Here is a 23,620-nt window from a genome sequence, read left to right on the forward strand (position 1 = left end):
AGATTTTTACTAAAAATTAAGATTGTTATAGACCAAAAGCAATATATTTTGTAGAAGCATGGTTAAAACTCTATTCAAAGGATCGCAATCATGCAAAATACAGCAAATACAGCCCTAACACTTTTTTGTCCCAGGAAAAGCTGCAAATGTTATCAATCAACCGAGAACAAAATCACCAAGGATGGAGTTTACATAACAAAATCCGATTTTGAGCCAAGACAAATGTTTTACTGCAATGGTGGCAAACATAGATTCTCAGAAACAGGATATTCCGATCTTTTTGGAAAGCATGGCAGCTTTAAAGAGTATGATCAAACGGCAAAGCTAAACTCTTACGGCCTTGGCACTGATGCAATTGCCGATGTACTTCAAAAAGATCGAAGGACAATTGAACAATGGCAAAAAGCTATTGGACAAAAAGGCCAGCAATTTCACCTATTTCTTTGTTTTACTATCGGACTTACCATTGTATTTCTCCAAATGGATGAACTATGGTCTTACCTTAAAAATAAAAGTCAACAATTATGGGTTTTTATCGCTCTTGAATCAGCAACAAAATTCTGGATCGGTTTCGAGTTGGGTTCAAGAATAACTTACACTGCAAACCGTTTAGTAAAGGGCGTTAAAAAGTTGGGCAAATGGGGAAAAGATAATATATTAAAGGTCGCTACAGATAAATTAGCGGCTTACAAAAATGCGCTCGAAAACATTATGCCTGAGATTCCTTATGCTTACCTGCAAATTGTTAAGCGCCGAATAAAGCGTCGGCTTGTAACAGTTAAAAAATATTTTGTGAAAGGTACTGTAAAAGATTTCCCCGGAAAAAGCCAAAACACCTCATTTATTGAGAGACTGAACCTTACCCTAAGGCAACATATCTCCTATCTTCAGAGAAAAACCCTGGGGTATTGCAAGAACAAGCTGAATTTTAGTAATGTAATGTGGATTAACTTATTCAACTATAATTACATACAATTTCATAAGAGCTTACGAATACGAATTAACAATGAAAACGAGAAATTTATAAAAAAGTATAACCATAATACACTATCAATGCAGATGGGACTTACGAATTCTCCACTAAACTGGAGATATCTCATTACAGTCCCAATACCTTGTAAGTTAAGGTACTCCCCATTGTCAAGACAAAAAACAAGGTTTTTTAAGGTGCGCTTTTGAGCTATAAATAATCCTGAAAATTAAAAAATAATAGTAAATAAAAAAAATATGTTTCTGTTTATCATAAAAATGTTCATAAACAACTTAACTAATTGATTTAATAAATCAATGATACCATTCTAAAATGTTCATAACTTATTGATAAAATGTTTATAACTTTTTTGTATCTCATTAACATACTGTTAAAATTCAATATTAATATGTTTATAACTTATGCCGCACGTTGAATAGGGCATTCACCAAAATATATTATTTTTACAACCTCACATTGATCACCATTGCTGATAAATCTTGCCTGTTACTTCCTTTAATTTGTCCGATCTTAACTATCAATTTCGTAATCATCCGGCAAATTCAAAAAATCTTTTTTCGCCAATTGACTCTCAATTAAATAACCAATTTGACCATTCCTCTTGAGCTGTGAAATCATCCACTGTGGTAATCTAATTGTCACAAGCTCTCGTTTCAAATGGTCTGGTTTCTTTTTTCGACCAGCCCCTGCACGTTTTCCTCCTCTCATTTTTTTACCTCCAAAACATATAGCATGTTGAATTAAGTGTAACGCTATTCAAAAAATCATCCTAAAAATACGCTATATATTTGATTAGCGTTATGCAATATTCAAATAAACTCTACTACCAACTGATTATGTGTTGGATAGTACGCTTTTATCTTGTTTGCAGCAGGAAACATTTTTTATAATATCAATACGACTTAATGGTATTCTAATTAATTATACAAAGTGGTTCTGAAATTACCCTGGAAAAGTTTTAAAATATATCTCTGCCGGGGTCTGGTAATCCAAAGATTGATGGAGTCGTTCATTATTGTAAAAGCCAAAATATTCTCCAATGTTTTGAATAGCCTCCCTGACGGTCTCATAATTGTGAAGATAAACACGTTCATATTTCACGGTACGCCAAAGGCGCTCTACGAAAATGTTATCCAGAGCACGGCCCCGGCCGTCCATGCTGATCTTCACATCGGCTTTTTTTAAAACGCCGGTAAAGGCATCACTGGTAAACTGACTGCCTTGATCCGTGTTAAAAATCTTAGGTTTTGCAATTTTTAAGGCACCCTGTAAGGCTTTTATACAAAAATCCTTATCCAATGTGGTTGAAAATTCGTAGCTCAGGACATACCGACTAAACCAGTCTATCACTGCTACAAGATAGATAAAACCTGAATTCAAACGGATATAGGTAATATCCGTTGACCACACCTGGTCAACTTGCTCAATGGAAACGCCTCGCAGCAAGTATGGATAAATTTTATGCTCTTTTGATGCTTTGCTCAAATTTGGTTTTGGATATATAGCTTCAAGTCCCATAAGCCGCATCAAACGTCTTATTCGTTTAGGATTAACAGTGTGCCCTTGTCGCTTTAATACGGCCGTCATTTTTTCAACACCGTAGAACGGATATCGGGTATATTCTTCGTCTATCAATCGCATGAGAGCCAGGTTATAGCTCTCATCTTTGCAGGATTGATAGTAATAGGTTGATCTGTTTATTCCCAAAAGATCACACTGGCGCATTACCGGTATCAAAGAATGATTCGGCTCAATGTATTGACGCTTTATATCAATTGAGAAGGTTAGATTTTTTTTTTAGCCAGTCCAATTCGACCTTTAATTGGCCGATTTGCTGGTAAAGCTCCGCCTGGAATTCTTCAGCGTCTTTTTCTTTTTTTTGACGCTTTTTTGAAAATATATCGGGCAATTCTTCTAATAGACGCTTTCGCCATTGATTTATTTGATTTGAATGAACTCCATATTCACTAGATAGTTGAGAAATCGTCTTTTCCTTTTTAACCGTTTCAAGCGCTACTTTAGCTTTGAATGATGCACTGTAATTTTTTCGAATTTTACCCATTGATGAGCCTCCTTTTTGTTGATCAGGATATACTCATTTTACACCTTAAACAACTGTCCAGTTTTTGGGGAGTATTATAATTTGTAAATTATTTAATTATTACTTGAAATTTTAAATGGTTTTGAATAGTTTATAGTCACGTTGCGTTAATATTTCTTATTATTATCAGAAGTCAACCGTTTTATGAGGCTATTATGAAAGCAGAATTGAGCGGGATAAATATTGTAATACTTGGCAGCTTTAATCCAAAGATATTTCAGCCGGCCTGGTTTGCAGCAAATGAACTTATAAGAAAACTTGAGGCTGAAGAAGCGGATACAGAAATTATTCATAATGATATTTCAATATTTCGCATTGGGGATTGGCTACGGTTGGAAGTTACAAGAGATCGATTTAATGCGTCAACTGAACAGGAAGCATATTTTGAAGTGTTAGTTGACTTTGTGCTGGGTACATTTAGCTTATTGTCTCATACACCGGCTGGCATTCTTGGAATTAATAGAGCTATGCATTACCGGGTAAAAAACGAAAAGCTTTGGCATGAGATAGGTGATAAGCTGGCCCCAAAAGAACCTTGGAAGTTATTAATGCGAGCTCCAGGGCTGACAAGAGTTGAAATGCAGGATATCAGGGTAGATGGCCCTAAAGGATATTTGAGAGTTCGGGTCGAACCATCAACTCGAATCACCCCGGGAATATTTATAAACACCAACGATCATTATGAAGTTGATGACCCTAAAAATGCTATGGGCTGCTCAGAATTAATGGAAATCCTTAATACCAATTGGAAAAATTCGATTTATGGTGTTGGAGACATAGCCAAAACAATCATTGGTTAAAAGGAGAAAATATGCAACTTGCAAGGTTTGAACAGTATGACCATGAAAGACTTAGAATAGCTTCAGATAATAGCAATATTAACGATTCTGAAGAGGAAGGGGAAATTGTTTCTTCATTATACATGGATCGGAAATGGGAAGTCATTACAAAACCGGATGCTACTTCATACGGCCAACAGATTTTTCAAGAATGCGGATTTATAGCTTCTCAAGAGAAGACATCTGTTAATAGTAAAATCAATTCGACCTATATAGATATTGACGATAAGTCCAATTTACTTCAAAAGGAAACACCTGAGTCTCCTATTGTTTGGTATCCGTTTAAATCTCAAAGAGCTACACTGTTTACAGCGTTTATAAAATGGCGAGGTGTTGTTCTTAAAATCTATAAGGATTGTTTCCTATGCAGACTTGTTGATCAAGATGGCAATTCACCAGATGAGGAGGCAGAGATCCTACTATCGGAAATATCATACGAAGATTTACAATTAATTGATATCGGAGCTGTATTTTACTGGAGTATTGGATATCAAACAAATCCATCAGGTTCTCGCATCAGATCCTCAATTATCAGATTTCGGCGGCTTCCTGTTTGGAGATTTGGAGAGCTATCCGAGGCTCAAAAAAAGGCCGAAAAAACACTAATAGCGCTTGGTATTACCTGATACAGATGTTGACACCGCCTCTTAACGAAGAAGTTGAAATATCAATATTTGGTCCAGGATATGGAGAGTGTATTTTAGTCCATATTGGTTTTAATGATTGGATAATTATTGATTCGTGTATCAGCCCTTCCTCAAAAGAACCATGTGCTATTGAATATTTATCCAGCATTGGAGTACCGTTAGATACAGGTGTAAAACTGGTTATCGCTACCCATTGGCATGATGACCACATTAGGGGGATCGGCAAAACCGTTAACTCCTGTTCAAATGCAACATTCGTATGCTCGGATGGTCTTTTAACAAAAGAATTTGTAACATTTATAAAGGCATATGGAGCAAGGCCAGGCTTGAATGAAGGCATAAACGAATTCGATATTGTTTTAAAGTCGTTGGAAACTTCTCATAGAACGCCGAAATATGCCAGCGCAGAAAAAGCCCTTTGGAAAAGAAATGGACCAAGCAAGCCTTCCTGTTGCATTACAGCATTATCGCCTGCTGATTTTGCAATACATTTAGCAAAAATTCAGCTAAAGGAACTTTTCCCGCAAGAAAATACAACAAAGCGAGATGTTGTGGCGCCTCAACCAAACAATGTCGCTGTTGTTATTTGGATTGAGGTCGGAGGTATTTGCCTGCTTCTTGGCTCTGACCTTGAAAATTCCCCAGACAAAAGACATGGGTGGGCGGCTATTGTTGATTCAAACCTGCGTCCGGAAGGTATAGCTTCGGTTTTTAAAATCCCACATCACGGCTCTAAAAATGCCGATTTGCCGAAAGTGTGGCAAAAAATGTTGATAAAAAACCCTTTAGCGGTAATGACGCCATTTTCAAAAGGAAATGTTAGTCTGCCAACCCTTGAGGATATCAACAGAATTAAAAGCCAAACTTCTGAAGGTTACATTACAGCATCGCCAGGAGTAAAACGCGTTAAGAAGCCCAAAATAGTTGAACAATTTGTAAAAGGTGCCACCAAATCAATATACCAAGCTAATAGTTTTTTTGGTCATGCCCGTTTTCGAGCTGATTTAAAAAGCCAGCCAATAGACTGGAAAACAGAACTTTTTCAATCGGCTACTTCCCTTAATAGCTTGAAAGTGTAATTTTCTTAGATAGTCTGCCCCATGACACTGATACGAGAAATTTGGTGTTCTGAACAGTAAATAACAGGTACTGATTTTTATTAAAAAAAGGTAACCGTTCACGGTTTACGGTTGAAAATAGAACGGTAACGCCGGCAACACCGGTTATGTGGGAATCAATGGTAACAGTGGCAACACCGTAGAGACAAGGCATGCCTTGTCTCTACAGCCCGGCCGCCATCACCACAATTTCAACAACAACTCAACCAAGGGAACGGAAACGGAAACTCTGACAAAAATGTCAGCCGTAAACCGACAACCGTGAACGGTTACCAATAAAAATTGTTATTAGTGAAACGGGGACATTATGTTGCGGAAAGTGATTAACAAATATTTTCATATCGAAAACAATCTGATTATATCGAATTTTGGTGAGGGGGGCAATTCCTTAATATTTTAACGTTTATTAGCTTTCGGCTGCCTCCTCATTTCAGGGCTGTATGTCAGAAAGGCAACATGTTTGCACTGTGATGCAGGATAAGATCCCAATAATTATCAGCGCTAAGGGCTCGCACGCGGGAATCCGGGTGCAGTTACCACTGTTCATTAAAATGTTACGATTTGAAAAAGTCTGGAACTGAATATGAAAGCTATGATCCTGGCCGCCGGCTTCGGTACACGCCTGCGCCCTTTTACTGAAAATATACCCAAACCCCTGTTTACAATTTCTCAAAACCCCCTGCTTGATATCACCATCCGCAATCTGCAAAAAGCAGGGTGCGAAGCGATAATAGTTAATACCCATCATCTGCATGAAACGATTGAATCTTACATATTATCACAGGATTATTCTATTCCTGTGTACACTCGACATGAATCCTCCATTTTAGGCACCGGCGGCGCCATAAAGAATGTTGAGGATTTCTGGGACAGCGCCCCTTTTATGGTTATTAACAGTGATATAATCACGGATATTGATTTTAATGAAGTTTATGATTTCCATTTGAAAGGCGACAGCCTTGCTACACTTGTGGTGCATGATTATTATGAATTTAATAAACTCAGAATTGACAGGAATGGTTTTATTAAAAGTTTTAACAATATGGAAAACGATGGGGAAGAGGAAAAAGATAACTTTAAGCTGTTAGCGTTTACTGGCATCCATGTTCTCGATCCCGAAATTACGAATTTTATACCCGCAGGTAAATTCTCCAGTATCATTGATGTATACATAAAATTGGGGCAGCAGAACAAAAAAATTAAGGCTTTTGTTGCAAACAACTTGTACTGGAGAGATATAGGCACGCTGGATAGTTATAGAAAAACTGTAATTGAGAATATGGCCGCAACTGCTTTTAAAAAAACAGGGTACTCTTCACTCCCAAAAAATATAAACCATACAAAACTTAAAGGTGACGGTTCAGACAGGAAATGGTACAGGTTTTCTGCGGGCTCACATTCCCTGGTAATGTCGGATCATGGCATAAACACGCTTGGCACAAGATCAGAGGTCGGAGCATTCGTAAAAATCGGGCATCATCTTTATGAAAAAGGAATCCCTGTTCCTGAAATATATCTTTATGATACATTTTCAGGAATAGTATTTCTGGAAGATCTGGGAGACAGAAATCTTCAGTTGCTTGTTCATCAGGATGGAAATGCGGAAAATGTTATTTTATGGTATAAATCCGTAATCGATCTTTTAATCAAAATGTCTTTTAAAGGAGCAGAAGGGTTTGATCCTTTATGGACATTTCAGTCAGCAGATTATAATATTGAACTTATCCTTGAAAAGGAATGTCGGTATTTTGTAGATGCTTTTTTAAATGTATATTCAGGTCTGAATCATTTGTATGAAAATTTTTTGGATGATTTTATGTGCCTTGCGAAAAAAGCAGTTGAATCAGATGTGACCGGATTTATGCACAGGGATTTTCAATCGCGTAATATCATGGAAAAAAAAGGCGATTTTTATTTCATAGATTTTCAGGGCGGCCGCAGGGGGCCAATTCAATATGACCTTGCTTCGCTTTTGATTGATCCTTATGTGAACCTGCCTGATTCTGTTCAGTCGGAACTTGTGGAATATTGCATAACAAGATTATCCTCATTTATTAATCTGAATCGGGAAAAATTCATTTTATGCTATCAACATTGCGCCATAACAAGAAATTTACAGATCCTGGGCGCCTTCGGGTATCTTGGCCGCGTTAAGGGCAAGAGGTTTTTTGAGCAATATATTCCCGGCGCGCTTACAACACTCAGACGTAACCTGCAGAAGCTGGGTGGAGATGTTTTTCCTGTTTTAGCTGCAACTATAAAAGACAGGAGCTTGGGGAACGGATTATGAACCGCATAAAAGTCATGATTGTACCTCGGACGAAATAGAATATTTTGAAACCGGCCCCATTATGTTGAATATAAAAAAAATAAAAGAAAATTTATATAAACGGGAAAAAGCAAAAAAACAGGCTCGGCTTAAGCGTTTTGATGCAGCCACAAGCGATTTTAATGCAATTGTGCAAATGATCATCAATCAATACTCCCCTAAAAAACTTGTGCAATGGGGTTCATTATTAGTTCCTGAACAGTTTGATGAAAATTCGGATATTGATATTGCCATAGAAGGGATTTCGGATGCAGCGAAATATTTTGCGTTATTGGGGGATGCAATGAAATTGACACGCTTTCCATTGGATATCATTCAATTGGAAAAAATTGAACCTGAATTTGCAGAATTAATTTTATTAAAGGGAAAAATTATTTATGAGTCTTGAAATAAATATTCAAAACTTGCGAAGTGAAATTAACAAGTCACTTTCAGTACTGGCTCGTATAGAAAATTATATTGTAGATTTTCAACAGCAAAAATTAATAAAAAAATCCGGTCTTGATGAAGCAATGATCGTTACACAGGCTCTTACAAACTATTATACTTGTATAGAAACTCTTTTTGTCCGTATTTCCAAATTTTTTGAAAATAATCTTGATAAAGAACAGTGGCATCGTTCCTTGCTGAAAAAAATGACATTGGAAATTGAGGATGTCAGGCCGAAAGTTATTTGCGAATCAGTATACCATGGCCTGTTGGAATTGTTAAAATTTCGACATTTTTCAAGATATTATTTTGAATTGGACTATGATTGGGACAAATTGAAATTTTTATTAAAAAAATTCAACGATGTTCATACTCAAGTAAAGACTGACCTGTCTGAATTCGATTGTTTTTTAAATAATTTGTTGGATTAAATCGCTAAATCTAAAGGAGATCAGGAAACAGATTATGAACCGTATAAAAGTCATGATTAACGGAATACCCGGTAATGTCGCGGTTGTTATGGCAAAACATACCCTGATGGATGAACGATTTGAACTGATTCCATATTCTTTGACCGGCCCTGAAATTACAGAGAATAATTATCAACTAAACGATTTTTCAGTAAGGTTGCTGCGCCCTGATGAACGAGCTATGGCAATCATAGGCATTAAGGATAAAGAGGGTGCTTTTATAAGTATCGATTATACCCACCCTTCTGCTGTGAACGGCAATGCCGAATTTTACTGTAAGCATAGCCTCCCATTTGTTATGGGTACAACCGGAGGTGACAGAGAACTGTTGGCCGGCACAGTAGCTAAGGCATCTATTTCAGCTGTAATTGCGCCAAACATGGCCAAGCAGATTGTGGGTTTCCAGGCCATGATGGAATGGTGCGCAGATGCTTTTCCAGGTCTGTTCAAAGGCTATTCGCTGGAAATAAAAGAGAGCCATCAGAAGGGTAAGGCGGACACAAGCGGAACAGCAAAAGCGCTTGTTGAATGTTTCAGGAATATGGGAGTTAACTGCTCTGAAAAGAATATAATCAAGGAGCGTGATCCGGAGATCCAGAAAAAAGTATGGGACGTGCCCGAGGAATTTCTGGGAGGGCATGGATATCATAAGTATACCCTTATATCAGAAGATAAAACCGTAAAATTTGAATTCGGCCATAATATTAACGGCAGAGATGTTTATGTGCAAGGCACGCTCGATGCTGTGGTTTTTCTAAATCAAAAAATTGAAGAGTCCATACATGGCCGGGTATTCAGCATGATGGATGTGTTAAGGAAATAGTATGAAACGCATTAAAATAATCACAGCGCTTTTATTGCTGCTTGCTGTTACAGTATCTGTTTCAGCGGAACAGCGCTTTCCGGAAAAAGGATGGAAAGATCGACCCAATCCGATTGCCGGCCCTGATGCGGTGACCGGTGGAGAAATTTCTGTTTTTGCAGGCCAGTATCCTAAAAGCCTTAATTATTATCTTGACAATAATGTCTTGTCTGCGGAAATTTTTGGAGCAATGTTCGAAACCCTGCTTTCCATGAATCCGGTCACCATGGAGTACGAACCCGGCCTCGCATCAACCTGGTCAATATCGGATGACAAAAAGGAATTTACCTTTACCATTAACAAAAAAGCCCGCTGGAGTGACGGGAGCCCTGTAACAGCCTCTGATGTCAAATTTACTTACGATATTATCATGGACCCCAAAAATCTTACAGGCCCTCATAAGGTGGATATGGAACGATTCCATCCGCCTGATGTTATAGACGATTATACTATTAGGTTTGTTGCTGAAAATGTTCACTGGAAAAATCTTGGAGTAGTCGGAGGGTTTCATATCCTGTGTCGGAACGCTCTGAAAAAAAAGGATTTTAATAAAATTAATTTTGCTTTTCCTGTTGTTTCGGGCCCTTATATGTTGGGAAAAATTGATGAAGGAGTTTCCATAACTATGGAGCGACGCAAAGACTGGTGGAACAGGTCTAGCAAATCTTCACTTGGAACCGGTAATTTTCAGCAGATTAAGTTTAAATTTTTTGCGGAACGTGAAAATGCATTTGAAGCATTTAAAAAGGGTAATATAGATCTTTTCCCTATTTATACCTCCAGGATATGGATAAATGAAACCGGAGGTGAAAAATTTTTAAAAAACCGGATTGTAAAGCAGAAGATATTTAACCATAAGCCCATAGGATTTCAGGGGTTTGCCATGAATTTAAGGAAACCGCCTTTTGATGATATCAGGGTTCGCAAAGCCATGGCGCTGTTGCTTGACCGAAAAAAGATGAACAGTGTTTTGATGTATAATCAATATTTTTTACACAGATCTTATTTTGAAGACCTTTATTCCAAAGATATACCCTGCCCGAATCCGCTTATCAAAATGGATAAGGAAAAAGCACGGGAACTACTGAAAAAAGCAGGATGGATTGTTAATCCGGAGACAGGCTTTCTTGAAAAAAATAAAAAAAAATTCTCATTCAAGTTTTTAACAAGGAGTTCTTCTGCGGAGAAATTTCTTGCAATCTATGCCGAGGACCTTAAAGATGTAGGGATAGAGTTAGTTATAGACAAAAAGGATTGGGCTGCCTGGGCAAAAGACATGGATGGGTTCAATTTCCAGATGACATGGGCCGTTTGGGGTTCCGGAATTTTTAAAGACCCCGAGGGGATGTGGTCATCAATGGAAGCGGACAGGAAAGGCGGCAATAATATAACAGGTTTTAAGAATAAAAAAGTAGATCTTCTGATAGAAGAACAGAAGTCAAATTTCAATATCGGAGAAAGAAACAAAATATACAGAAAAATAGATCAATTAGTCTATGAGGATTTTCCATATGTGCTATTATGGAACATAAATTATACCCGTCTTCTTTATTGGAATCGTTTCGGCACCCCTGATACTGTACTCTCAAAATACGGAGATGAAAGAAGCGCATACTGGTACTGGTGGGTTGATGAGGATTCGGAAGCCGATCTCCGGGATGCCATGGAAGAGGAGACTCCATTGCCACAAAAGGAGCGGTCAATCGTTTTTGATGACCTGTTCAAACCATAGGGGTAGCCTATTCTATTTGCTAATAATATCAAATAATTATTCAGTTTATAAAGTTATTACTATAGAGTTTTTCTTAAATACTCCTCAAATCCCCTTACCGCATTTCCCAGGAAAATTCTTTCCCGTCTCTGTGTTCCGGCAGCCATTTTACTAAAAACTTCCAGGTTGGAATCCTTTTCAAGCAGTACATCAATAGATCGGTTTATAAAATCATCCCCGCCTTTTCGGAATTCTCCGGTAAGAATATCTTTCCATAGAAACAACTGCTCCCTGAATCTGTTTAAAAGTCTGTGAGAGCTTTCCGCTTTGCCAAAATGCGCATAATGGATAGGCTGATTATCCAAAGCCAGCAGCTTATCCACACTTTTTATGAAAATATCGAAAAAAAACCTTGGCGGTGTGGCGGGGCGCAGGTATTCCTCTCCGTTTATTAGGAAATAATTACCACCTGCTTCACCGGCAAAAAATAAATTTTTATAACAGAAACTCAGATGATGAGCTGCGTGACCGGGTGTTTCTATTACCATAAGATTCTTTATATCTGTTTCTGTATGCGGGATTAACTTCTCCCTTGCAACCGGTCCTGGAGGGCCAAACATTTCGGCAATATCTCCGAGGACTTTAAGGCTTCCCTTCCAAAGATTTTCAGGTTCAACAATATGTTTTATACCCTTGGCATGGCAGACTGCCTTTGCCATTGGGAATTGCTCAAGTATATCAGCCAGGGCGCCGCAATGATCTATATGTATATGTGTAATAAAGATGTAATCCAGCCTCTCTATTTTTTCGAAATGTAACGAATCTATAAGTCTTTGTGCCGAACCGGCAGGACCGACATCGACAATAAAGGTGATATCATCACTGCAGAGCCATGACCCGAAAAATGAATTAAAGCCCGGATCATCCTGTTTTATTTCAATCAATTTTGTCTTCATTATAATTTCAGTTCCCCTTACAAATTTTTTGGAATCAATTCTTACTATCTATCTTCAGGCAGTATCATTCTATAAATTTTTTCCTGTTCATCCAGGATTTTCCTCAGAATCGTCATGTCCGTCAAAGGATTCATAAGCACACATCGGAAAACAACAATCTCTTCTTTATGGCTGTTTCCGATGAGCAGAGTCGTCCTTGATACAAAACTATTGCCGGCCTCCCTTTGAAGTATTTGAATTATCCGGGTAATCTCATTAAGCCGTTGGTTAATGGCCTTCCGCTGCTCATGATCTGCGTAATCAAGTTGCTGCTGTATACTTAATGGGCATATTCTGTAAGTTATTATGTTAAGTTGAGGTTCAGTGATCAACTGAAAGTCAGGCCGGTTTTTTATCTCTTGCGCAAATTTGACCGCTGTTTCTATGCTATGTTCAATAAGAAGAGCGTAACCTTGTGTACCCATTATCTTGAGCGCGCTGTCTAGTATTATGGAATTAGCTTCCCGTGATCCGGCAACCGATTTGATTCCCAGATCAACAGAGCCAGGCCGGTTTATGTAGTTTGAATGATAAGCGACTGCGTCCATGCGCGCCGGATCTTTAAAGTATACCATTCCGCATGTCATCGGCATATATAATTGTTTATGACCGTCTATTGTTATGGAGTCGGCAAGTTCAATGCCTTTTAGCAGGTGCCTGTATTTTTTAGACATAATTGTCGGGCCTCCCCATGCGGCATCAACGTGATAATGTATATTGTTCTCAGCGCAGATACTGCCAAGCTCTTTAAGGGGGTCTATGGTTCCGGTTTCGGTTGTGCCTGCAATGCCTACAATAGCCAGTATTTTGGTGTTTTTTTCATCTTTCTTGATATCCTTAATGATATTATTCAGACTATCGAGCTTTATTCTATTATGTTCATCCACATCTACAGGAATAACATTTTTGTTGCCTATCCCCAGCAGTCCTCCGGCTTTTCTGAGAGAAAGATGGCCCAGTCTGGAGACCAGTACAACGCATCTTTCAATTCCGTAAGCATTGTACACAGCCAGGATGCCCTCACTTTCAACACCTTCAAACCCCTCTTTAGTGGGGGGAAGCAGGTTGTCTCTGGCGACCCACATAGCGGTAAGATTTGCCAGGGTGCCGTCCTCTACAAAACAGCCTAACGTTGTATGGGCATTCTGGATATTTTCATCATAAAAAGTATCCTCTTTTTGATAAAGCAGGCGGTGTATCTTTGCTATAACCTGTTTTTCAAGGACCGAAACAACCTTTGAAGTTTCAAGTTTAACCACATTTTGGTTAAGGGCGGTAACTATTGTTTTAAGATGTACCATGAAAAATGGTATGGCGGACGTCATATGGCCCACAAAATAGGGAGAAGCTATGTTGACTGCATGTGGTGCAATATTTTCAATAAGATCCGTTATAACATCATCCAGTTTTTTTTCGGGTTGTTCGCTCAGTATGGAACTTGTAAAATAATTTGCCATATCCTTCAGGCTGAACTTGCGGGTGACTCCCACATGTTGATTTAAAAAATCATGTAATCCGAAAAGAATAGGCCGCATATATTTTACTAAAGTATTTCTGGAAGTTTCATTTTCCGGCCTTAGGAATACCCTTATAAGAGACGACCAGTCTGCTACTAATTTTTTTTTTTCTTTGTTTGGGCCTGTTTTTTTATTATGCATAATAATATGTTAATATAACGCTTATACCAAGTAAGCTTTCAAAAGGTATGGTTATCAGAAAAATTATGAAGGGATAATTATAACAACAACCTGTAAAGAGCAACTTATTAATGGGATCGGGAATCGGATTTTATGATAAATAACCCTTTACAGGCTTTTCGGTTAAAAAACCGAAACACCATAGCACAATTCCTCCGCTCAAAGCCATAATGCTGCTCATTAGAAAAAGGAATGACGAGCCGGCGCTTTCGTACAAATAGCCGCTCAAAAAAAATCCAACCATCATTCCCAGACCGTATGAAACGGCATTATTGACTGCCTGCCCGAAAGTTTTGTTGAAATCGTCGGTTAAGAGATCAATGTACAGAATACTCGCCATATGAAATGTGCCATAAGTTATGGCATGAAAAATCTGTGAAAAAAGAATGAGACCGGGCGACTCGGCGCAATAGAGGATAAACCATCTTAATGCTGCTGCAAGAAAAGAGAATACAAGAACTTTTTCCAGGGTAAAACTTTTGAAAATCTTGCCGGAATTTATCATAACCAGCATCTCTGAAATTGAAGCCAGAGCCCAGGTTATTCCAATAAAAGTATTGCCGTATCCGAGGTGCTCAAGATGTATGGAAAAAAAACCATAATAAGCGCCGTGGCTCATCAGCATCAAAAAACCACAAAATAAAAAAAGTATGATTCGTCTGTTTACATTTTTTTTAAATATAGACCCTGATAAATTTCTTTGTGTTGCAGTTTTGGGTATTTTGGTTGAGATCAAAGCTTGAATCAGTGAGCCGGCCAAAATGAGAAGAATTATAATTTTTATTGGAAAATAATCTATCAGCACACCCAGAATAGTTGTTACTATAATAAAACTTATTGTGCCCCATACTCTTATCTTGCCGTAACTTTTTTTTTCCCCGGCCAGTATATCCATAGTAAAGGCTTCCAGGAAAGATATGAGAGGGGTAAAGAAAACACCGTAACAGAGCGTAATTAAAAGCATTATATGGAAATTATCCGTATACAGGTAGAATGCCCATATCCCGGCGCTTAAAAAATTGAACAAGATGTAAATATGCCTTCTTGCGCTAAAACGGTCGGCAACTATTCCCCAAATTATGGGAAACAGTATCATTGTCATGGATCTTACGGCTGACAAAATTCCGATTTCAAAGCCGCTTAAATTGATATGGTAACAATAAAGATTAAAATAGGGTAAAGATATACCCATCACACCAAAATACAAAAAATATTGTGAACCTATAATTATGTTTGATATATTTTTTTTATCTTGAACCATGAATATTAAACATATACGTGAACTGTTTTTTCTGAATTATATATTTTGATATAGATTGTCACATAAATAATTTCAATGCGTTATCGGTCGTCGGAGTAGGGGTTCAAGATTTTGAACCCCTACTCCCTCTGGCCTTGTGCCAAATTTTAAAATCAGGTTATTATCTGACAATCTATAGTACATAATGTAATCTATGGTATCGTATAATAAATCGCAATTTTTATTATTGAAAAAAAATTACCTATGGAATATTGATATCTAATCGGTTTTATTAATTCGCAATCAAAATTTGGAGGAATTTGTTATGTCTGATAAAGTTTTAATCTTCGGCAAGAACGGTTGACCTTTCACCATAGCGGCTCGTGAAGCTTATGCAAAAAAAAATAAGGATTTGGAATATATTGATGTGCTCTCCGATCCTGATAAACTAAGCAGTATGATGAAATATTCCAATGGAATGCGTAAAGTGCCGATTATCGTTGAAGGAGATAAGGTCTCAATAGGCTTTAACGGAAGGTCATGAGGCGTATGATAAGATCAGATGTATGCTGATCCTAAAAGTCTCAATATGAATTCATGGAAAAACAATATCTGATTGATGATTTTAAAGCCGGCGAGGCCTGGCGTCTGTTCAGGATTATGGGGGAGTTTGTCGAGGGGGTTGAAGCTCTGCATGATCTTGGGCCGGCGGTCAGTATCTTCGGATCGGCAAGAACAGCCCCTGATAATCCTTTTTATAAAATGGCCGAAAAGATCGCAGCGCTTTTCGTTCAAAATGATTTTGCAGTAATAACCGGCGGCGGAGGAGGGATCATGGAGGCGGCCAACAAAGGAGCCTCTGAAGCAGGAGGGGTTTCCATAGGGATGAATATAATCCTTCCCTATGAGCAGGAACCAAATGTATATTCCAACAGAAAAATAGATTTCAACTATTTTTTTATACGCAAGGTGATGTTTGTTAAATATGCCACGGCATATATTATTTTGCCGGGCGGGTTTGGTACTCTGGATGAGCTTTTTGAGGCTGTCACCCTTATTCAAACCCGCCGCATACGACCTTTGCCCGTAATCCTGGTGGGCTCTGATTATTGGTCAGGCCTGCTGGAGTGGATTAAGGCCAGGTTAAAGGATGAAAAAAGGATATCACCGGCAGATCTGGAAATTATTCAGGTCATGGATGAACCTGAAGAAATCGTCAAAGCAGTGCGGAAAATCATTATAATTTAGGCTGTACGGCCTGTTTCAGAAGCCTTTCCGCATTAAGACCGCAGATTTTGTCGATATCATTTTTGGAAAGTCCGGTATTATCAAGCTCCTTGAAGTATCTTGCAGGTTTAATAAGCGGAAAATCGCTTCCGAACAGTATCTTGTCTATCCCCGCAAGCTTTTTTGCATACTTGTATATATCGGTATCATAAAGAAAGGGAGAGGCGGCTGTGTCAAAATATACATTTTTCAAACTTTCCTTAACCTCTTTTTTAAGAGTACTAAAGAAAAATATCCCCCCGCCCCAGTGCGCCAGTACGATTATGTTTTCAGGATATCTCCTCACCATGCTGTATATCTGCTTTAGGGTATTAGAAGTTTTTCCCGGATATTTATGGCCCACAGGCTCATTTGTATGAATTAAAACCGGCAGATTTTTTTTTAAACAGATTTCCATAACCGGTTCCAGCCGTTCAATAGATTCCCGATCTATTCCTGAACCATAAAATGCAAGTTCGCCGATTCCCGCAAGGCCCCCCTCAATACATCGTTCCGCTTCTTGGCCCGCCCCATCATCCATAACATCAAAGCAGCCGAAACCGGCAAGCCTGCCCGGGTATCGTTCAACAGCTTCCATAATATAATCATTATGCATTTTATATACTTCCGGATTCTTCCACGGGAACCCGAATGTCACCGAGAAATCGACTCCCTGTTCATTCATTGTTTCAACAATTTCTGCCGCCCCGGAAATTTTGGACTTTGGCGAATCATATAAAAGAGTGAATTCAGGTTCGCCATGGAAGTATTTTTCCCTGTTGTCACGAATCTTACCGGGAAAAATGTGCGTGTGAAAATCTATTTTCATTATCATCTCCTTGATGATTATATAAATGGAAAACTATTTCTTATAATAGGTAAACTATTATATATTATTATGCATTATTATGCAGTATTATGTAGTTTATTTCTTGATAGTCAGCTTGAGTCGTATCGTACTTTTAATATAACTACTTGAAATTATAGTAAAATAGTTTAATGTCATAATGGTGGCATATCCTTTGCTATTCTAAACAGATAAGGGAGTTTGTAGCACCATTGAGAACACTTAATAATATAAAACAGGGAGGTGCTAAAATGAAAAAGTTTTTAATTTTTTTATATATATTTTTAACGGTTCCAGGTATTATGGGACTCGCATGCGGGTTTTCCTATATTAATAAATATGTTTCTGTATCAGAACCAATGTTAATGCTCACCATAGGTTTAAGCTTGATTTTTATAGCAGGAACAAAGAAAAAAAGAAAGAATTAACACATATATAGGATTACATAATGAATAAAAGGTTTATTGTAAACAGACTTATTTTAGTCATGAATTGCTGGGTTTCGATTTTTATTATTGCCGGCATTCTTGTCTTTCCCGAAAAAACATATAATAGTACAAATTCTGCTGTGGCAGGTTCCATGGATTCCAAAATTGCTCTATCCAGCATTATAGCAGTGGCTCATATTACAACCAATGAAGATGAAATAGCTGTCAGCAGTAATCATACTATTACAGAAGTGCCTAAAACAGCAGATTTAAAAACCGGTTACACAGATAATCAAGCAAAGCCCGGATATGACTCACATGATAAAAAATATGCCGGTCCATTCGATATGCTGATAGTCCAGGCTGCGGAATTATATCAGGTTGAACCCGCACTGATTAAAGCGATAATCATGGCCGAATCGGGACATAACCCCAAAGCGCTTTCCAAAAAAGGTGCACGGGGTCTTATGCAGTTAATGCCAAGAACTGCCAAGCGGCTTGGTGTCGTTGATAGTTTTAATCCGGAACATAATATAAACGGTGGAGTTAGATATTTCAAACAACTACTTAAGCAGTTCGACGGGAGTGTAGAGCTTGCGCTTGCCGCCTATAATGCCGGAAGCAGAAACGTAAGGCAGTATAATGGTGTTCCGCCGTTCAAAGCTACAAAATTTTATATAACCAAAGTTTTCAAGTATTACGATATTTATAAAAAACAGTTTATATAAACCTTTTCATCGCTTCATCGATAATTTTATTTACATTGTCGGGCGTAATTGAATTTTCTTTACAAATCTGTTCCACCCGAGCCATATTATGCGGGCTCTCCATATCGGACAACCTGTTAAAAATACCCATCCTTCTGCCGACCATATAATAGCACCGCCGCTGTTGATCCATATCAAGAAAGGTACGCAGTATCTCCAGCAGTCTATCCTTATCATCAGGGAATTTGCCTTCCAGATCATCAAAAAGGTTCAGTATATGGTCGCTTTTCAGAACACTGGTAATCCCGTTCAAGTTTTCTATAAAAAGAAGGATCTCTTCCGCCACCATTATATCATCAGCTTTTTCAAAGCGGCCTGATTTATAATCATTATACAGCTCTATATTGTGAGGGATTGCAAGCGGCCTCAAACGGATGAAATCCGGATTTATCCTGTTTACAGCGTCGGCTGTTTCAATAGCATGAATTTGAGAATATTTTCTTCCTCCAAGGCCCGGCATTACATACTCCGAAAGTTCCATTCCGGCTTTTTTTACTTTTAGGCCGGCTTTTATGTGTGTTTCCTTGTTAACACCTTTTTTTACCATACTAAGAACCGGATCGGAGCCGGATTCAAGGCCGATATGAATTCTGTTCAAACCGGCCATTCTTATCGACTTAAGATCATTATCCTTGATGCGTGAAATTGTGTGTGATCGCGCGTATGAGGTTATTCTTTCAACCCATGGGAAACATTTTTTTATCTTCAGCAGTATCTCAACAAGGTTAGCGGGCTTAATTATAAGGCTGTTGGCATCCTGGATAAATACAGACTCCATGCCGCAGGCATACCAGTTAACCGCCGCATAAAATGCATCCTGCTCTCCTTGTTCAAGATTCTTCAAAGCTACTCTGAGATCCGCCTGACTTATGCGGCCTGTAAGATCTGCGATAGACTTCAGTTTTTCGACATGTCTGCAAACAGAATCAATATCTTTAATAACATCTTCCATCGGGCGTACGGAAAACTTGGAATTGCCGTATGTCCCACAGAAAGTACAGCGGTTCCACGGGCAATTCCTGGTCACGCGTATCAGAAGGCTGTAAGCCTCACTCGGCGGCCTTATCGGCCCCTGTTCAAACCCTTGATATGTTTTATTTTTTTTATTCATTATACAATTTTCTGTTATTATATTAAATTAAGTTATATTCTGTTAAAAAATTGATACCATATGGCTTTATACAACAGATAAAGATATTTTATCAATTTATTAATCAGAAATTTACAAACTCATTTTACCTCATTATAATTATCTGATAGGTAAAAAATTGATTAACAATCAATTTTTTTTGGTGGATTCGCTTCGCTTAATCCACACTACAAACTACCAACTTTTATATAAAATTGTAGGGTGGATTAAGGAGCGTAGCGACGAATCCACCAAAGTTAACAATATCAGTTCATCACGGATTAGTGTGGTAATCCATGATGAACAGCTATTAGCGCTTAGCTTTTAGCTGTTAGGTATTAACGGCTAAAAGCTAATACCTGATGGCATAAGTTTAATTATATGCTCAATAAATAGAATCTCCACAATAATCCGCTATGATCCACAATATCAAACAGTTATTCAGTTTGTAAATTTCTGATTAATACAATCCAGGCGGCCACTGTTGAAAAAACATCATAATGAAAAACAAAACAGGCATAGCTTTTTAAAGATACTTTTACTCATAACATTGATCTTTGCAGCCGTAGTATCCGCAATGTTTCTGGATCTTTATTTATATGCGGGCCGACCCTTTGGTTCCGATAATTCGACAAAGTTGGTCAATATTATGCCGGGGCATAATTTTTCTGATGTTTTTAAAGAACTGTGCAACTCAGGGATTGTTGCTTATTCGTACAGATTTAAACTGCTGGCCGTTATAAGAGGATATGATAAAAGAATAAAATTCGGTGAATATCTCCTTTCACCATCCATGACACCCTCTGAAATCCTTACGATAATAACAAAGGGCAGGGTGCGTTTAAACAAACTGACCATTCCTGAAGGCTATAATATCGAACAGATTGCCACTGCAGTATCTCAAGCAGGAATAGAAGACGAAAAGAGCTTTTTAAAAGCCGCAAAAAATTCTTCCTTGGCTGCGCAAATGAAGATTAACGCCAATACTTTTGAAGGATACCTCTTTCCGGATACATACTATTTTCCCAAAAATACGACTCCTAAAACAATAATATCAACAATGGTCAACCGGTTCCAGACCATCTTTACGGATGAATTTGCAAAACAGGCGGAAAAACTCGGTTTTTCAATCCACCAGATTGTTACCCTGGCATCGATTATTGAAAGAGAAACCGGTGCGTCGGAGGAACGTCCGATCATCTCGTCGGTTTTCCATAATAGATTAAAGAAAAATATGCGCCTTGAAAGTGATCCTACCGTTATTTACGGTATAGATGGGTTTAACGGTAATATTACAAAAAAAGATCTTAAAAAACCATCTCCTTATAACACATACCTTATAAGGGGACTTCCTCCAGGGCCGATTTCAAACCCGGGGCTGAAAGCTCTGGAAGCAGCCCTGTACCCGGCTGAGACCGATTTTCTATATTTTGTTTCCAAAAAAGATAAAACTCACAAATTTTCTACCAATCTAAGAGAGCATAACAAGGCGGTTTATAGGTATCAAATAAAAAAAAGGTAGGTTTTTAGTCTGTCAGCATGTTAAATGGAATCCTGCCGATACTCTTTTCCCCTCTTTTAATAGTTTGTTAAATGTATCGACAGCTTTGGAAGTACTCACTTCTATCAGTTCAATCTCTTTTTTTTGAAGAAACTTACGTAATGAATCGGTAGATTTCATGAGGCCTGGTTTCCCTTTTCCCAGCACAAGAATATCAGTATTTTTTTTTAGTATATCGGCTATGTCATCAATGTCCACCCTATGTCCGTTTTTTCTCCACCAGTCAGGCACTACTCTTCCACAAATAATTTTAATATCATTTGTGTAAACTCTTCCTTTTATTGCTATTTTTCCGAAAGAATATTGTTCTATCATAATTGAAAAGCCGCTTTCCTTATGAGTAGCTTGTGCAAAAGGGAAAGTCTATATATAGATGTTTTCATAAATAATTTCACTGCGTTATCGGTCGTCGGAGTAGGGGTTCAAGATTTTGAACCCCTACTCCCTCTGGCCTTGGGCCAAATTTTAAAATCGAGTAATTATCTGAAAATCTATAGTCGATTAAGATGAGTCGATTAAGCGATCTAATATAAGCCCATGGAAACTATTCATAGATTTTGATGTATAATACCATCCAAGGTGTGTAAGGCACATGCCGCATAGAACAACTTGCCAGCGGAAACCTTTAAACCAGCTCCACTCTTCTGTTGCAGGTCCGACATGCCCGCATCCTTTCGCCGACCCGAAACATCCTATTTGAAATACAACGCCCTGGGGATTCGCGAAAGTATGCTCATAAGCCCCCGCCACTTCAATAAGTTCCGACCTGTTTGTTATTGTCAATAAGCATTGCCTGCAAAGTAGCGCTTTTTCATTGCGTGGTTTTTCTTCTTCTTCCTCTATCCAGTTTAAATCCCTGATCGCTTCCGGATTCTTATCTTCCTGATCATACTTGAAAATATCAGGACAATAGAAGTCCGTTGGGTGGAATCCGTCAATCATATAAAAAAAAAACGACATTTCAAGCAGTACCGATTATTGTTATATCCACCACTCTTTCTCTTGCCCTGTTATCATGATTTATAATGACAGCCTGTTGCCATGTTCCCAGGGTCAAACGTCCGTCACGAACCGGTAAAGCAATTGACGGGCCGAGCAGTGCCGCCTGCACATGACTATGCCCGTTCCCGTCATACCATGCTTTTTCATGATCATATTCAATATCCGGAGGCGCAAACCTTGTAATCGCTTTTTTCAGATCATTGACCACACCAGGTTCAAATTCGATTGTTGTAACAGAACTGGTGGATCCGATCACCGTGGCATTAAGTGATCCGTTAATTATCTTTGACTGTTTTAGAGAATCTGTGAGCCTGAATGTTATGTTCACAATATCCAGGCCGGTTTTAGTGGTAATGGAAATTCTGTCGGTAAAAATAGTTATGCTCAATTTCTATAGCTCCTTAGAGTTACTAACCAAACTTGTTCATAATACCGCATGGTATTTTCTACGGTTGTCGTCATCATAGATCACCAGGGTTCTCCATTACCGGTTATCTCTTCCAGAGCTATGCTATTCCCGCGATTGGTTTCCGTTATTTTATCCCTGGTAATATGGAAATAAATTTGAAAAGCAGTCCTTTTTGCGCTGGTTATTGCATCTATTCCTCCATCAAGATCTTTAACAATATTCCATACAACCGCCATACCAAGTCCTGTCCCGCTTCCGCCCATAACTTTTTTTGTATAAAAAGGCTGAAAGATTCTTCACAGATCCTTTGGTGAAAGACCTATACCGTTGTCGGTAACTGTTAACAGAACATATTCTCCAGGATTTATCTCATCATATCCCATCAAGGGGTGGTCTATATATTTGTTCCGGGTAGTTATTGTGATATCTCCATTGCATTCAATTGCCTCTACGGCATTGAGCACAAGGTTCATCAGCACTTTGCTGATATGGATTAACGCACAATGAATATTTAATAACTCCGGTTCGAGTTTTGTTGTTATTTTTATATAGTCATATACTCCTTTCTTTAACGCCTCCACGGCAGTTTCTATGGAAGCCCTCCATGTTAAGTTCCATTAGGCCGTATAATATAAATTATTATTTTTATACGCTTGAATGGACTCAAAAAGCATGTTATAGACTTTACGAAAAAGAAACGGGGCGTGGCGCAGCCTGGCAGCGCGCCTGCTTTGGGAGCAGGAAGTCGGAGGTTCAAATCCTCTCGCCCCGACCATTTTTAG

The 23,620-nt window shown here is 38.4% G+C and carries 26 protein-coding genes and 1 tRNA gene; 15 read left to right on the forward strand and 12 right to left on the reverse strand.

Annotation, left to right across the window (positions count from 1 at the left end; translation table 11 throughout):
* Positions 1-90 precede the first annotated feature (90 nt).
* Positions 91-1,179, forward strand: a complete 1,089-nt coding sequence (locus tag BuS5_RS01650; protein ID WP_274427956.1) for an IS1 family transposase — start codon at positions 91-93, stop codon at positions 1,177-1,179.
* Positions 1,180-1,501: 322 nt separating this feature from the next.
* Here BuS5_RS01650 and BuS5_RS01655 read toward each other — a convergent pair whose 3' ends face one another.
* Together BuS5_RS01655 and BuS5_RS01660 are read right to left on the reverse strand one after the other, a co-directional pair.
* Positions 1,502-1,699, reverse strand: a complete 198-nt coding sequence (locus BuS5_RS01655; RefSeq protein ID WP_274427654.1) for a hypothetical protein — start codon at positions 1,697-1,699, stop codon at positions 1,502-1,504.
* Between the two features lie 234 nt (positions 1,700-1,933).
* Positions 1,934-3,053, reverse strand: a protein-coding gene (locus BuS5_RS01660; RefSeq protein ID WP_245266731.1) for an IS3 family transposase whose coding sequence is annotated in 2 segments (ribosomal slippage) — positions 1,934-2,779 and positions 2,781-3,053 — 1,119 coding nt in all. Because the reading frame shifts where the segments join, the coding sequence is not laid out codon by codon here.
* A gap of 194 nt (positions 3,054-3,247) precedes the next feature.
* Between BuS5_RS01660 and BuS5_RS01665 the strand changes: the two genes are divergently transcribed.
* The 8 genes from BuS5_RS01665 to BuS5_RS01700 all read left to right on the forward strand — a co-directional run bounded on the left by BuS5_RS01665 (position 3,248) and on the right by BuS5_RS01700 (position 11,518).
* Positions 3,248-3,892, forward strand: a complete 645-nt coding sequence (locus BuS5_RS01665) for a hypothetical protein (RefSeq protein ID WP_027353773.1) — start codon at positions 3,248-3,250, stop codon at positions 3,890-3,892.
* A gap of 11 nt (positions 3,893-3,903) precedes the next feature.
* Entirely contained in the window at positions 3,904-4,557 is a 654-nt protein-coding gene (locus BuS5_RS01670) for a hypothetical protein (RefSeq protein ID WP_027353774.1), read from the forward strand.
* Between the two features lie 5 nt (positions 4,558-4,562).
* Positions 4,563-5,657 (forward strand): MBL fold metallo-hydrolase, encoded by a 1,095-nt coding sequence (locus tag BuS5_RS01675; protein ID WP_027353775.1) that lies wholly within the window; start codon positions 4,563-4,565, stop codon positions 5,655-5,657.
* A 622-nt stretch (positions 5,658-6,279) separates the two neighbouring features.
* Positions 6,280-7,986, forward strand: a complete 1,707-nt coding sequence (locus tag BuS5_RS01680) for a sugar phosphate nucleotidyltransferase (protein WP_027353776.1) — start codon at positions 6,280-6,282, stop codon at positions 7,984-7,986.
* Positions 7,987-8,047: 61 nt separating this feature from the next.
* Positions 8,048-8,413, forward strand: a complete 366-nt coding sequence (locus BuS5_RS01685; RefSeq protein WP_035265276.1) for a nucleotidyltransferase family protein — start codon at positions 8,048-8,050, stop codon at positions 8,411-8,413.
* Positions 8,403-8,885 (forward strand): hypothetical protein, encoded by a 483-nt coding sequence (locus BuS5_RS01690; protein WP_027353778.1) that lies wholly within the window; start codon positions 8,403-8,405, stop codon positions 8,883-8,885. Before BuS5_RS01685 ends, BuS5_RS01690 begins: the two co-directional genes overlap by 11 nt.
* Positions 8,886-8,919: 34 nt before the next feature.
* Positions 8,920-9,747 (forward strand): dihydrodipicolinate reductase, encoded by an 828-nt coding sequence (gene dapB / locus BuS5_RS01695; protein ID WP_027353779.1) that lies wholly within the window; start codon positions 8,920-8,922, stop codon positions 9,745-9,747.
* A gap of 1 nt (position 9,748) precedes the next feature.
* Positions 9,749-11,518, forward strand: a complete 1,770-nt coding sequence (locus BuS5_RS01700; RefSeq protein WP_051374741.1) for an extracellular solute-binding protein — start codon at positions 9,749-9,751, stop codon at positions 11,516-11,518.
* A 59-nt stretch (positions 11,519-11,577) separates the two neighbouring features.
* On the opposite strand, the gene BuS5_RS01705 is transcribed toward BuS5_RS01700, so the two are convergent.
* The 3 genes from BuS5_RS01705 to BuS5_RS01715 all read right to left on the reverse strand — a co-directional run bounded on the left by BuS5_RS01705 (position 11,578) and on the right by BuS5_RS01715 (position 15,450).
* Positions 11,578-12,453: an MBL fold metallo-hydrolase gene (locus BuS5_RS01705; protein WP_051374742.1), complete on the reverse strand. Its 876-nt coding sequence runs from the start codon at positions 12,451-12,453 to the stop codon at positions 11,578-11,580.
* Between the two features lie 44 nt (positions 12,454-12,497).
* Positions 12,498-14,150, reverse strand: coding sequence for a pyridoxal-dependent aspartate 1-decarboxylase PanP (gene panP, locus BuS5_RS01710; RefSeq protein ID WP_035265280.1), 1,653 nt, complete (start codon positions 14,148-14,150; stop codon positions 12,498-12,500).
* Positions 14,151-14,280: 130 nt separating this feature from the next.
* The gene (locus BuS5_RS01715) at positions 14,281-15,450 is read right to left on the reverse strand and encodes an MFS transporter (protein WP_027353781.1); all 1,170 of its coding nucleotides are present in this window, start codon (positions 15,448-15,450) and stop codon (positions 14,281-14,283) included.
* Between the two features lie 304 nt (positions 15,451-15,754).
* On the opposite strand from BuS5_RS01715, the gene uxx1 reads away from it, so the two are divergent.
* Both uxx1 and BuS5_RS01725 read left to right on the forward strand, forming a co-directional pair.
* Entirely contained in the window at positions 15,755-15,973 is a 219-nt protein-coding gene (gene uxx1 / locus BuS5_RS01720; protein WP_274427960.1) for a UXX-star selenoprotein family 1, read from the forward strand.
* 53 nt (positions 15,974-16,026) lie between these two features.
* The gene (locus BuS5_RS01725; protein WP_027353782.1) at positions 16,027-16,677 is read left to right on the forward strand and encodes a TIGR00730 family Rossman fold protein; all 651 of its coding nucleotides are present in this window, start codon (positions 16,027-16,029) and stop codon (positions 16,675-16,677) included.
* Here the strand turns inward: BuS5_RS01725 and BuS5_RS01730 are convergent.
* Positions 16,667-17,524 carry an amidohydrolase family protein gene (locus BuS5_RS01730; RefSeq protein WP_027353783.1) on the reverse strand — a complete coding sequence of 286 codons (858 nt, stop codon included), beginning with the start codon at positions 17,522-17,524 and terminating at the stop codon, positions 16,667-16,669. The two genes, BuS5_RS01725 and BuS5_RS01730, sit on opposite strands and share 11 nt — an antisense overlap.
* 269 nt (positions 17,525-17,793) lie before the next feature.
* Here BuS5_RS01730 and BuS5_RS01735 point away from each other — a divergent pair, with 269 nt between their 5' ends.
* Both BuS5_RS01735 and BuS5_RS01740 read left to right on the forward strand, forming a co-directional pair.
* Positions 17,794-17,970 carry a hypothetical protein gene (locus tag BuS5_RS01735; RefSeq protein ID WP_157487373.1) on the forward strand — a complete coding sequence of 59 codons (177 nt, stop codon included), beginning with the start codon at positions 17,794-17,796 and terminating at the stop codon, positions 17,968-17,970.
* Between the two features lie 20 nt (positions 17,971-17,990).
* Positions 17,991-18,698: a lytic transglycosylase domain-containing protein gene (locus BuS5_RS01740; protein ID WP_051374743.1), complete on the forward strand. Its 708-nt coding sequence runs from the start codon at positions 17,991-17,993 to the stop codon at positions 18,696-18,698.
* Here BuS5_RS01740 and BuS5_RS01745 read toward each other — a convergent pair.
* The gene (locus tag BuS5_RS01745; RefSeq protein ID WP_027353784.1) at positions 18,691-19,848 is read right to left on the reverse strand and encodes a radical SAM protein; all 1,158 of its coding nucleotides are present in this window, start codon (positions 19,846-19,848) and stop codon (positions 18,691-18,693) included. The genes BuS5_RS01740 and BuS5_RS01745 overlap by 8 nt on opposite strands.
* Before the next feature lie 502 nt (positions 19,849-20,350).
* Here BuS5_RS01745 and mltG point away from each other — a divergent pair.
* Positions 20,351-21,388, forward strand: a complete 1,038-nt coding sequence (gene mltG / locus BuS5_RS01750; RefSeq protein ID WP_051374744.1) for an endolytic transglycosylase MltG — start codon at positions 20,351-20,353, stop codon at positions 21,386-21,388.
* Positions 21,389-21,400: 12 nt separating this feature from the next.
* Here mltG and BuS5_RS01755 read toward each other — a convergent pair whose 3' ends face one another.
* The 5 genes from BuS5_RS01755 to BuS5_RS01775 form a co-directional block, all read right to left on the reverse strand.
* Positions 21,401-21,742, reverse strand: coding sequence for an Mth938-like domain-containing protein (locus BuS5_RS01755; protein WP_027353786.1), 342 nt, complete (start codon positions 21,740-21,742; stop codon positions 21,401-21,403).
* Between the two features lie 186 nt (positions 21,743-21,928).
* Positions 21,929-22,387, reverse strand: a complete 459-nt coding sequence (locus tag BuS5_RS01760) for a cereblon family protein (RefSeq protein WP_051374745.1) — start codon at positions 22,385-22,387, stop codon at positions 21,929-21,931.
* 1 nt (position 22,388) lies between these two features.
* Complete coding sequence (locus BuS5_RS01765) at positions 22,389-22,817, reverse strand: secondary thiamine-phosphate synthase enzyme YjbQ (protein WP_051374746.1); 429 nt, start codon at positions 22,815-22,817, stop codon at positions 22,389-22,391.
* A gap of 80 nt (positions 22,818-22,897) precedes the next feature.
* On the reverse strand, positions 22,898-23,074 hold the full coding sequence (locus tag BuS5_RS01770; protein WP_157487374.1) for a hypothetical protein: 177 nt from the start codon (positions 23,072-23,074) through the stop codon (positions 22,898-22,900).
* Positions 23,075-23,134: 60 nt separating this feature from the next.
* Positions 23,135-23,419 (reverse strand): ATP-binding protein, encoded by a 285-nt coding sequence (locus BuS5_RS01775; RefSeq protein ID WP_027353789.1) that lies wholly within the window; start codon positions 23,417-23,419, stop codon positions 23,135-23,137.
* 117 nt (positions 23,420-23,536) lie between these two features.
* Here BuS5_RS01775 and BuS5_RS01780 point away from each other — a divergent pair.
* Positions 23,537-23,613: transfer RNA gene (locus BuS5_RS01780), tRNA-Pro, on the forward strand.
* Positions 23,614-23,620: the final 7 nt, after the last annotated feature.

The organism is Desulfosarcina sp. BuS5 (assembly GCF_028752835.1).
GTDB lineage: Bacteria > Desulfobacterota > Desulfobacteria > Desulfobacterales > BuS5 > BuS5.